Annotated in this window: 9 protein-coding genes and 1 pseudogene; 8 read left to right on the top strand and 2 right to left on the bottom strand. The window is 72.8% G+C overall.

Annotation, left to right across the window (positions count from 1 at the left end):
* The first annotated feature begins 215 nt into the window (after positions 1–215).
* Positions 216–1,154, top strand: a complete 939-nt coding sequence (locus tag SACPADRAFT_RS0212390; protein ID WP_007025002.1) for a sensor histidine kinase — start codon at positions 216–218, stop codon at positions 1,152–1,154.
* A 13-nt stretch (positions 1,155–1,167) separates the two neighbouring features.
* Here the strand turns inward: SACPADRAFT_RS0212390 and fdhD are convergent, their stop codons facing one another.
* Positions 1,168–2,013 carry a formate dehydrogenase accessory sulfurtransferase FdhD gene (gene fdhD, locus SACPADRAFT_RS0212385; RefSeq protein ID WP_007025001.1) on the bottom strand — a complete coding sequence of 282 codons (846 nt, stop codon included), beginning with the start codon at positions 2,011–2,013 and terminating at the stop codon, positions 1,168–1,170.
* A 152-nt stretch (positions 2,014–2,165) separates the two neighbouring features.
* Between fdhD and SACPADRAFT_RS31510 the strand changes: the two genes are divergently transcribed.
* The 6 genes from SACPADRAFT_RS31510 to ndk all read left to right on the top strand — a co-directional run bounded on the left by SACPADRAFT_RS31510 (position 2,166) and on the right by ndk (position 9,291).
* The gene (locus SACPADRAFT_RS31510) at positions 2,166–3,008 is read left to right on the top strand and encodes a GOLPH3/VPS74 family protein (RefSeq protein ID WP_007025000.1); all 843 of its coding nucleotides are present in this window, start codon (positions 2,166–2,168) and stop codon (positions 3,006–3,008) included.
* A gap of 9 nt (positions 3,009–3,017) precedes the next feature.
* Complete coding sequence (locus tag SACPADRAFT_RS0212375; RefSeq protein WP_007024999.1) at positions 3,018–5,690, top strand: valine--tRNA ligase; 2,673 nt, start codon at positions 3,018–3,020, stop codon at positions 5,688–5,690.
* A 29-nt stretch (positions 5,691–5,719) separates the two neighbouring features.
* Positions 5,720–6,751 (top strand): BUD32 family EKC/KEOPS complex subunit, encoded by a 1,032-nt coding sequence (locus SACPADRAFT_RS0212370; protein ID WP_007024998.1) that lies wholly within the window; start codon positions 5,720–5,722, stop codon positions 6,749–6,751.
* A 35-nt stretch (positions 6,752–6,786) separates the two neighbouring features.
* Positions 6,787–8,268, top strand: a complete 1,482-nt coding sequence (folC, locus tag SACPADRAFT_RS0212365) for a bifunctional tetrahydrofolate synthase/dihydrofolate synthase (RefSeq protein WP_007024997.1) — start codon at positions 6,787–6,789, stop codon at positions 8,266–8,268.
* Positions 8,265–8,693, top strand: coding sequence for a DUF4233 domain-containing protein (locus SACPADRAFT_RS0212360; protein ID WP_007024996.1), 429 nt, complete (start codon positions 8,265–8,267; stop codon positions 8,691–8,693). Before folC ends, SACPADRAFT_RS0212360 begins: the two co-directional genes overlap by 4 nt.
* A 187-nt stretch (positions 8,694–8,880) precedes the next feature.
* Positions 8,881–9,291, top strand: coding sequence for a nucleoside-diphosphate kinase (gene ndk / locus SACPADRAFT_RS0212355; RefSeq protein ID WP_007024995.1), 411 nt, complete (start codon positions 8,881–8,883; stop codon positions 9,289–9,291).
* A 209-nt stretch (positions 9,292–9,500) separates the two neighbouring features.
* Here ndk and SACPADRAFT_RS33905 read toward each other — a convergent pair.
* Positions 9,501–9,781 (bottom strand): annotated as a pseudogene (locus SACPADRAFT_RS33905) (ABC transporter ATP-binding protein); the annotation flags it as partial.
* Between the two features lie 817 nt (positions 9,782–10,598).
* On the opposite strand from SACPADRAFT_RS33905, the gene SACPADRAFT_RS27375 reads away from it, so the two are divergent.
* Positions 10,599–10,915 (top strand): translation initiation factor IF-2 N-terminal domain-containing protein (locus tag SACPADRAFT_RS27375; RefSeq protein ID WP_007024994.1); only part of this gene is annotated, 317 nt, incomplete at its 3' end.

The following is a 10,915-nucleotide window of genomic DNA, read 5'->3' as shown; positions in this document are numbered from 1 at the left end:
CCCCTGGTCGTCGCGGGTTACGGCGCGCTGCGGGCCCGGGCGGCGGTGGGGGACCGGCCGTTGCTCGCGTGGGGCGCGGTCACCGCCGTCGCCACGGCCGTGGGGCTGTGGTCGATGTCCTTCGTCGCACGGACATTTCTGTAGACGTTTACCGGGTCGCGCGCACGGATATCCCTTACGCGTCAGTAGTACCCGGGTGGTGAGGACGAGCGGTCATGACAGCGGTGCGCGAGGACACCGACACGCGGTCGACCTTCTCGCACTCGGCGTTGTTCTACCGCGGTCGCGCGGAGTTCCTCGCGGCCACGGTTCCGTTCGTCCGGGAGGGACTGGCGCAGGGGGAACCGGTGGCGGTGATCCTGCCGGCGCCGAATCTGGAGGCGCTGACCGCCGCGCTCGGCGCCGACGCCGAACGGGTGCGGCTGGTCGACATGGCGGAGGCCGGACGCAATCCGGGCCGCATCATCCCGCTCGTGCTGCGCTCGTTCGCCGACAGTCATCCCCACCCGGTACGGGTCGTGGGGGAGCCGGTCTTCAGCGGCCGCACCGAGGACGAGTACCCGGCCTGCGTGCAGCACGAGGCGCTGGTCAACGCCTCGTTCGAGGACCGGCCCGCGACGTTGCTGTGCCCGTACGACACCGGTCGGCTGGCACCCTCGGTGCTGGCGGACGCCGAGGCGACCCACGCCGTCGTCGTCGACGACGACGGTCCGTACGTGAGCCCGCGCTACGCACCGGAGGACGCCTTCGAACGGCACAACGTGCCGCTGCCCGTCCCCGCCGACGCCCTCCGCGTGCCGTTCGACCTGGACGGCCTCACGGGGGCGCGGCACACCGCGACCGACTTCGCCGCCGACGGGGGATTCACGGGGGAGCGGTTGCAGGACGTGGCGCTCGTCATCGGGGAGTTGTGCGCCAACAGCGTCCAGCACGGCGGCGGTGGCGGCCTGCTGCGGATGTGGCGGGACGGGGGCGGCGTGGTGTGCCAGGTGAGCGATCGGGGCAGGCCGACCGACCGACTCGCGGGCCGACGTCCCCCGACGCCCCACCAGGACGGGGGGCGCGGGTTGCTGCTGGTGAACCAGGTCGCCGACCTCGTGCGGACCCACGTCGGCGGGGAGGGGACGACGGTCCGGGTCGCCCTGCGCCGGTGAGCGGCTTCCGGTGTCAGCGGGTGTCGTCGGCCGGGGCCGGTTCGCGCACCCGGTCTCCGGTGTAGAGGTTCATCTCGGCCCCCCGCAGGAAGCCCACGAGTGTCACGCCCCGCTCCTCGGCCAGGTCCACGGCCAGCGACGACGGCGCGGACACCGCGGCGACCAGCGGGATCCCCGCCATGGCGGCCTTCTGCACCAGCTCGAACGACGCGCGCCCGGACAGCAGCAGCCCGGCCCCGGACAGCGGGACCCGGTCGTGTTCCAGCGCCCACCCCAGCACCTTGTCCACGGCGTTGTGCCTGCCGACGTCCTCCCGGACCACGAGGAGAGTCCCGTCGGAGTCGAACAGGGCGGCCGCGTGCAGACCCCCCGTCGAGTCGAACACGCGCTGGTGTTCCCGCAGTGTGTCGGGCAATCCGGCCAGCACCCCGGTGGTCACGGCGAGCTCGGAGGCGGAGACGTCGAAGCGGCCGCGCAGCCGCACCGCGTCGAGCGCGGCCTTGCCGCACACCCCGCAGGACGAGGTGGTGTAGAAGTTGCGCTCGACACCGACGTCCGGGGCGGGCACACCGTCGGCGAGCAGCACGTCGAGCACGTTGTAGGTGTTGCGCCCCGCCTCGTCCACGCTGTCGCAGTACCGGGCCACGGCGATGTCGCCGCGGGCACCGACGACCCCCTCGGACAGCAGGAATCCCCGGGCGAGGTCGACGTCGTGGCCGGGGGTGCGCATGGTGACCGCCAGCGGGTGGCCCCCGACGCGCAACTCCAACGGCTCCTCCACCGCCAGGGCGTCCGGCCTGCTCCGCACGCCCTGCGTCCGCACCATGCGAACCGGCCTGCGGACCGTCACCCGTCCCATCCCGACCTCCCGCGGGGCTCGGTTGCCCGTCCACTCCATGATGACCGCGACACTCACATCGTGCGTGCCGCGCCGCCCGATCCCGCCCGCACTGTCCGATCCGGGGATACGCGGGCCCACATGCGGGACGCTCGACCGATAGCCTCGGAACCATGCTCATCGCCGAGGACCTGGCCCTGCTGTTGCCCGAGGGGGGCACCGGGGCATCCGGGACCGCGACACCGCGGGGGGAGTACTCCCTGGCGGGTGCGCTGCTGATCGAACTGGCCATGCTCGACCGGGTGGACGTCACGGGCGGCACGGACCCCGTGGACACCGCACCGCGGACACCGGCCCCGGACCGAACCGGCGGTACTGACGGATCCGGCGGTACTGACGGAACCGGCGGTACTGACGGAACCGGCGGTGCGAACGGTGCCGAAGCGCCGGAGACGCCCACCACCGGCAGGCTCGTGCTCCGCGATCCCGCCCCGACCGGGCACCCGGCCCTGGACTCGGCACTCGCCGTGCTGGCCACGCTGGAAGACGCGAGACCGAAGGACGCGGTGGCGGCGCTCACGAAGGAGCCCGGGTCCACCGACCTGCGGAGCGCTCCCGAGAAGGGCGCCGCCGAGCTCGACCGGCTCCGCGCCCGGTTGCGGGAGGTGCTCCTCGACGGCCGGGAGCCGGACGAGCGCACCACCGCGTTGATCGCCCTGCTGACGGGAACGGACGCGGTGGGCGCGGCGCTCGGGCCGGACGCGGCCGGGGACGTGGAACGGGCCGCCGGTCGTGCGGCGCGCATCACGGAGGGCAACGGCGCGGGCGATCCGTTGCGTGGGAGTGTCGAGGAGATCACCGCCACCGTTCTGGCCGGGCTGCTCGTCCCGCTCGTCGCCGACTCCGGGCACGCCCCCGGATCGGTTGGTGCCGATGAGGCCGGGGCCGGGGACGGCACCACGGCTCCGGACGGGGTCGTCGGAGGCGGTGCGGGTGCCGACCACGGTCTTTCCTAGACTTGCCCCGTGACCGACAGCGCCGTGAACGACAGCTCCGCGCCCGAGGGCGCGGCCCCCCGGACCGACCTGCCCACCGCCTGGAACCCGGCCGAGGAGGAGCCGGCCCTCTACGAGCGCTGGGTATCGGCGGGGTACTTCACCGCGGACGCCGGGTCCGACAAGCCGCCGTTCACGATCGTGCTGCCCCCGCCGAACGTGACGGGCACCCTGCACATGGGGCACGCGCTCAACCACACGTTGATGGACGCGATGGCCCGGCGCAGGCGGATGCAGGGCTACGAGGTGCTGTGGCTGCCGGGAACGGACCACGCCGGCATCGCGACGCAGAACGTGGTCGAGCGGGAACTGGCGAACGAGGGGCTGTCCCGGCACGACCTGGGCCGGGAACGCTTCGTCGAGCGGGTCTGGGAGTGGAAGGCCGAGTACGGCGGCAAGATCCTCGACCAGATGCGTGGGCTCGGGGACGGCGTCGACTGGACGCGCGAGCGGTTCACGCTGGACGACGGCCTGTCCCGCGCGGTGCAGACCATGTTCAAGCGCCTCTACGACGAGGGGCTGATCTACCAGGCCGAGCGCATCATCAACTGGTGCCCCCGCTGCCTGACCGCGCTGTCCGACATCGAGGTCGAACACTCGGACGACGACGGCGAACTGGTCTCCCTCCGCTACGGTGACGCCGAGGACGCCATCGTGGTGGCCACCACCCGTGCGGAGACGATGCTGGGCGACACCGCCGTGGCGGTGCATCCGGACGACGAGCGCTACGCCCACCTGGTCGGCTCCGAGGTGGAGCTGCCACTGACCGGCCGCCGCATCCCCGTGGTCGCCGACAGCCACGTCGACCCGGAGTTCGGTTCCGGCGCGGTGAAGGTGACCCCGGCCCACGACCCGAACGACTTCGAGATCGGCAGGCGGCACGACCTGCCGATGCCGTCCATCCTGGACGAGCGCGGCGTGGTGACCGCGCACGGCCCGTTCGAGGGAATGGACCGGCTGGAGGCCCGTCCCGCGATCGTGGCGGCCCTGCGCGAGCAGGGGCGGATCGTCGCGGAGAAGCGGCCGTACGTGCACGCGGTCGGGCACTGCTCCCGGTGCGACACGGTGGTGGAACCGCGTCTGTCGCTGCAGTGGTGGGTGAAGGTGGGCCCGCTGGCGGAGGCCGCCGGGGACGCGGTGCGGGACGGCCGGGTGCAGGTTCACCCGCCGGAGCTGGCCAAGCGCTACTTCGACTGGGTCGACGACATGCACGACTGGACGATCTCGCGCCAGTTGTGGTGGGGCCACCGCATCCCGGTGTGGTACGGGCCGGACGGGGAGGTCGTCTGCGTCGGCCCCGACGAACAGCCGCCGAGCGGCCCGGGGTGGCACCAGGACAAGGACGTGCTGGACACCTGGTTCTCGTCCGGGCTGTGGCCGTTCTCCACGATGGGCTGGCCGGACGACACCGCCGACCTGGCGAAGTTCTACCCGACGAGCGTGCTGTCCACCGGCTACGACATCCTGTTCTTCTGGGTGGCCCGGATGATGATGTTCGGGCTGTACGCGATGCGGGACAACGGCCCCGAACGCTCCGTGCCGTTCGAGCACATCTACCTGCACGGGCTGATCCGCGACGCCCACGGCAAGAAGATGTCGAAGTCCCGGGGCAACGTCCTCGACCCGCTGGACTGGATGCAGCGCTACGGCGCCGACGCCACCCGGTTCACCCTCGCCCGCGGTGCGAACCCGGGCGCGGACATGGCGCTGGCCGAGGAGTGGGCCGCAGGTGCGCGCAACTTCTGCACGAAGCTGTTCAACGCCAGCCGCTTCGCGATCACCAACGGCGCGACGGTGGCCACGCCGGTGCCGGAGCGCGACGCGCTCACCGAGGCCGACCGGTGGATCCTGGGCAGGCTGTCCGCGGTGGTGGCCGAGGCCGACGACCTGATCGAGCAGTTCCAGTTCGCCAAGGCGACGAACCTGCTCTACCACTTCACCTGGGACGAGCTGTGCGACTGGTACCTCGAACTGGCGAAGGTGCAACTGTCCGGCGAGCACGCCGAGGGCACCCGTGCGGTGCTGGGCCACGTGCTCGACGTGGTGCTGCGGCTGCTGCACCCGTTCGTCCCGTTCCTCACCGAGCGGCTGTGGACCACGCTCACCGGCGGGGAGTCACTGGTCATCGCGGACTGGCCCGCCCGCGCGCGGTCCGGGCTGGCCGCCCGGGACCCCGCCGCCGAGGAGCGGATCGCCGATGTGCAGAAGCTGGTCACCGAGATCCGCCGGTTCCGCTCCGACCAGGGCCTCAAGCCCGGGCAGCGGGTCGTCACCCGGCTCTCGGGAGACGGGTTCGCCGTGCTGGCGGGCCACGAGGAGTCGGTGCGGACGCTGGCGCGGCTGACCGAGCCCGGTCCGGAGTTCACGGCGACCGCGTCGCTGGACGTCGCGCTCTCGGCGGGCACCGCGACGGTCGAGGTGGACACCTCGGGGGCGATCGACGTCGAGGCCGAGCGCAAGCGGTTGCGCAAGGACCTCGCCGCGGCGGAGAAGGAACTCACCCAGACGCGGAACAAGCTCGGCAACGAGTCCTTCCTGGCGAAGGCGCCCGCGGAGGTGGTGGACAAGATCCGCGCCCGGGAGGAGACCGCGGCCACGGAGATCGAACGGCTCACCGCCCGCCTGGAAGCGCTCGGCTCCTGATCCCGGACCCGCCCGACGGGCTCCGTACCGTGCGGCGCAGGCGCGCCCGGTACGAACGGGTGGCGACCCTGCTCTCCTCCTGCGGGGACGGGGACCTCGCCGCGGGGGTGGACGCGGCCCCCGTCAACGCTGTGGGGGTGGGCGGGGTGACGGCGGTACTGGACGTCGACGCGGTCCCGGTGTTCGTCAAGCGCATCCCGTTGACGGACCGGGAGCGCGCGCGTCCCGGTTCCACCGCGAACCTGTTCGGGTTGCCCATGATCTGCCAGTACGGGATCGGGAGTCCCGGCTTCAACGCGTGGCGGGAGCTCGCCGCGAACCGCATCGTGACCGACGCGGTGCTCTCCGGCGAGGCGGAATCCTTCCCGTTGCTCTACCACTGGCGGGTCCTGCCCGGCCGCCCCCACGTGCCGGACGAACACGGCGACCTCGACGCCGCGGTGGCCGCACTGGGCGGCGCTCCGACGGTGCGTGCCCGCCTGGACGCGCTGCGCACAGCGTCGGCCGGCCTCGTGCTGTTCAGCGAGTACGTGCCGTACGACCTCCGGGACCTGCTGCGGCACGAGCCGGAGAGCAAAGTCGGCATGGTCGAGCGACAGCTCGCGCACCACGTGCGCGTCCTGGGCGCTCGCAGGCTGCTGCACATGGATGCCCATTTCGACAACATGCGCGGTGACGGCGAGCGCATCCACCTCACGGACTTCGGACTGGCCACCTCACCCCGGTTCGCCCTGTCCGACGTCGAGCGGGATTTCGTGCGCCGGAACCGGTCGCACGACGCCGACTACGCGGCCATGCGACTGGTCAACTGGGTGGTCACCGCGGTGTGCGGAGTCGCGACACCCACCGGGGGTGCCCCCGCCGCACGCAACGAATACGTGCGGCGGTGCGCCGCCGGGCACGTTCCGGACGAGGTGTCGCCCGTCGTGGCCGACATCCTCACCCGGTACGCACCCGCCGCGGCGAGGATGAACAGCTTCTACGGGCAGCTGTTCGCCGCGCGGGACGCGCGCGGCGGGGGGAGCCGGGCACCGCACGAACCCGATGGGGGCCCGACGTAGACTCGGACGTGTCAACCGAGCTGTAGGGAGAGTGCGTGTCCTCCGACGACCAGGAGTTTCCCCCGCAACTGTCGGAAGGGGACAACTTCATCGCCGGTCCGTTGCCGGACGACGAGTCCGAGGCCGAACCGTCGGTGGACGAGGCCGCGATCGCCGCGCAGGCCCGCCGGGACCTGGTGGCCGTGGAGGCCGAGCTGGACCGGCGCTGGCCGGAGACGAAGATCGAGCCGTCACTGACCCGGATCTCCACGCTGGTCAACCTGCTCGGTGACCCGCAGCGCACCTACCCGGTGCTGCACGTCGCGGGCACCAACGGCAAGAGTTCGACCGCGCGGATGATCGAGGCGCTGTTGAGCAGGCTCGGGCTGCGGGTCGGCCGGTACACGAGCCCACACCTGCAACTGGCGACCGAGCGCATCAGCATCGACGGGGCGCCGGTGTCCCCGGAGACCTATGTCGCCACCTACCGCGACATCGCCCCGTTCGTCGGCATGGTCGACGGCGCGCAGGCGCCCGGCGACCCGGCGATGAGCAAGTTCGAGGTGCTCACCGGGATGGCCTTCGCCGCGTTCGCCGACGCCCCGGTGGAGGCCGCCGTGCTGGAGACCGGGATGGGCGGCCGGTGGGACGCGACGAACGTCGCCGACGGCCAGGTGGCGGTGATCACGCCGGTCGGCATCGACCACGCCGAGTACCTCGGCGACGACCGCGCCACGATCGCGGGGGAGAAGGCCGGGATCATCAAGCCGGACAGCGTGGTGGTGCTCGCCGAGCAGGAGCCCGACGCGGAGCGCGTCCTGCTGGAACGCGCCGTCGAGGTGGAGGCCGCGGTCGCGCGGGCGGGCAGCGAGTTCGGCGTGCTCGAGCGCACGATCGCGGTGGGCGGCCAGATGCTGCGCCTGCAGGGGCTCGGCGGGGTCTACGAGGAGATCTTCCTGCCGCTGCACGGGGCGCACCAGGCCGCGAACGCCGCGGTGGCGCTGGCCGCCGTGGAGGCGTTTTTCGGCGCGGGCAAGGACCGGCAGCTCACCGTCGACGCGGTGCGCGAGGCCTTCGCCGAGGTCGCCACCCCCGGCAGGCTGGAGCGGGTGCGTGCCGCACCCGCGGTGCTGCTCGACGCCGCGCACAACCCGCACGGTGCGGCGGCGCTCGCCGCCACGGTGGAGGAGGAGTTCGCGTTCCGCAGGCTGGCCGCCGTGGTCGGCGTGCTGCGGGACAAGGACGTCACCGGGGTGCTGGAGGCGCTCGAACCGGCGGTGTCCGACATCGTGGTGACCACGAACTCCTCGCCCCGGGCGATGCCCGCCGACGAACTCGCCGCACTGGCCGTGTCGATCTTCGGTGAGGAGCGGGTGACGGTGGAACCGGTCCTGCACGCCGCGATCGAGGCGGCCGTCGCCCTGGTGGAGCAGACCGACGAGCCCGAGGAACCACTGTCCGGCGGGGGTGTGCTCGTGACCGGTTCGGTCGTCACCGCGGGCGACGCCCGCACCCTGTTCGGCAAGGAGCCGGAGTGAGCGACGAACCGACGTCCGACACCCCGACCGACGACGTACCGGCTCCGGCGCAGGACCCGTGGAAGGGCTTCCGCGGGGTGCAGGCCGGCACGCTCGTGCTGGAGGCGATCGTCGTGGGGCTCGCCCTGCCGGTCGTCGCGCAGCTCGGTGACGGCCTGACGAGCCTGCAGGGCTGGGTCGTCGGCGGGATCGCCGTCGCGCACGTGGTGTGCAGCGGCCTGCTGCGGTTCGCCTGGTCGACGTGGGTGGTTCTCGCGCTGCAGGCGGCTCTGCTCGCCTTCGTCGTCACCCTACCGTGGGTGGCGGTCATCGGTGTGCTGTTCCTGGCGGTGTGGCTGTGGTTGCTGTGGCTGCGCCGGGACGTCGCCCGCCGCATGGCCCAGGGCCGACTCCCGGGCCAACACCCCACCAACCCCGCGAGTTGACGCCCGAGGCCCGCGAGTCGCCACCTCAGCCCCGCGAGTTGCCACCCCAGGCCCGCGAGTCGACGCCCCGTGCCCGCGACACGACGCTCCAGGGGCGTGCCGGATCGCCGTGACCGGGCACGGATAAGGTGCCGGACAACAGAAGTCAAGCCTGGACACATCCCTGACCGAGCGAAGGAGAACCACTATGAGCGAGCGCACCCTGGTCCTGGTCAAGCCCGACGGCGTCAAGCGCGGTCTCGTCGGCGAGGTGATCGCGCGGATCGAGCGCAAGGGCCTCGGCCTCGCGGCGATGGACCTGCGTGACGTGCCGCGGTCGGTGGCCGAGGAGCACTACGCCGAGCACAAGGACAAGCCGTTCTACGGCGAGCTGCTCGACTTCATCACCTCCGGCCCGGTCGTGGCGATGGCGGTCGAGGGGCCGCGCGCGGTGACCGCGTTCCGCCAGCTCGCGGGCGGCACCGACCCGGTGGACAAGGCCACGCCCGGCACGCTGCGCGGGGACTACGCGCTGGAGACCCAGTTCAACCTGGTGCACGGGTCCGACTCGCCCGAGTCCGCCGAGCGCGAGCTGAAGCTCTGGTTCCCGGACCTCTGAGCGCCGCGCCGCCGGTGCCGTGAAGGAGGCCTTCCCGGCACCGGCCGTTCCCCGCCGAGGCGTCCCGATCGCGTGTCGTCGGTGGTCTGTGGCAGTGTCCGCGCTGTGGGGAATCACACGGTGGTGCCGGACGACGCCGACAGCGAATCCCCGTCACTGACGGACAGGCAGCCCGGCGTCCCGCGTGTCCTGCTGCGGCATCACGCCGTGTCCTGCTGCGGCATCACGCCGAGTCGCGCCCGGATCCGGGGACCGTCCCGGTTCGGGTCCCTGCCCAGCACCGACAACGCACCGTCCGAACGCGGTGAGACGCACGCGAGCATGTGTATGGTCGAGTACCTGCCCGCCCCGTCCGGGCCGAGGAGACCGAACGCCTCGCCCCGGCGGACGTGCGGATCGATCCCCGGACGGCTCCCGTGCCGCCGAACCGCTCGACCAGCGCCTCGGCCCGGACGAACCGCGCGTCCGGACGCCTTCCCCCGCCGAACAGGACCGGGCCGGCCCGGCCGACCCGGGGGTGACCGCCCAGCGCGACTGTCACGCGGTGACCGCCACACCGGTCACTCCGGGGCAGGTGCACGGCGGGCGGTTCGGGGGAGATCGGGTGGGCGGTGCTGCGTGGAGCCCTGAACGCCTGCGCGTGCCACGGCGGCGGGGGCGCCGGACGTGTCGACGCTCCGTTACGTCGCCTACCCGGTGGTGTCGGCCATGCGCGGTGTGTTCGCGGCGGCACGCCGCGGGGAGGGGATGCTCCGGCGCTGACGGTCCGCGGACACCGGGTGTCCGTCCGCGCGGCGTATCCTCGGCACCGGGAACCGCGGTCGGGGCGTGGTCGTGCCCCACTTCCCGAGGTGCCGTCACCCGGTGTCTCCGGGCACGTGGGCCGGGCGGCGCACGGTCGGGGCGGCCGGGCGGAACGACCCCTCGTTCGGGGTCGCCCCGATGAGGGCCGCGATGACGCCGTGTGAGTATGGGATACTGGACACCGGTTACCGAGTCGTCGGCGTCGACGGACGGCGGGGCGGCTGCGGGTGGCCCGGTGACGTGCTGGAGGAACCGCGGGTCGTCGCCACCGCGCACGGGACGTGCCGGACGACTCGACGACAGGGAGGCGCACCCGATGTGCGTGCGTTCCGCTGGGACGTCGTCGCGGGACCTGCCGTCGGCGGTGTGTCGGTGTACGCCGGCCCTCCGGTGGCTTGCAAGGCAAGGATTCCCGCCACGGTGGACTCCACCACGGCGGACACAACAGGGACACGGCCCCTGAGCGGCGGCGTGCTGAACGCGCCCGGGGGTGGAGGAGATGTATGTCGAACGCGGAGACACCCGCCGAGAACGTCGGCGGGACCGCCGCCACATCCGCTGCGCAGACGCTGGCGGATCTGCCCGAGAAGACCCGGGTCCACGTGGTGGCGAAACGACTCGGCACCACGAGCAGGGAGGTGCTGACGGCGCTGGCCGATCTCGGGGAGACCGCGCGCAGCCCGCAGTCCGGGGTGTCCCGGGACGTCGCCTTCCGCGTCGCCGAGGCGCTGGGTGTGGGTGTCGACACCGCCGGGGAGGACGGGGTGGCCCGTCCGGACGAGGCGGCGGAGCCCGACGGGGCGGCGCGCCCGGACCAGGC

Source organism: Saccharomonospora iraqiensis subsp. paurometabolica YIM 90007, assembly GCF_000231035.2.
GTDB lineage: Bacteria > Actinomycetota > Actinomycetes > Mycobacteriales > Pseudonocardiaceae > Saccharomonospora > Saccharomonospora paurometabolica.
This window is presented reverse-complemented; position numbering and strand designations above follow the sequence as displayed.

What these genes read in the sequence shown, in the direction of transcription:
- SACPADRAFT_RS0212390 (WP_007025002.1), top strand. Translation starts at nt 216, where the DNA reads ATGACAGCGGTGCGCGAGGACACCGACACGCGGTCGACCTTCTCGCAC.
- fdhD (WP_007025001.1), bottom strand. Translation starts at nt 2,013, where the DNA reads ATGGGACGGGTGACGGTCCGCAGGCCGGTTCGCATGGTGCGGACGCAG.
- SACPADRAFT_RS31510 (WP_007025000.1), top strand. Translation starts at nt 2,166, where the DNA reads ATGCTCATCGCCGAGGACCTGGCCCTGCTGTTGCCCGAGGGGGGCACC.
- ndk (WP_007024995.1), top strand. Translation starts at nt 8,881, where the DNA reads ATGAGCGAGCGCACCCTGGTCCTGGTCAAGCCCGACGGCGTCAAGCGC.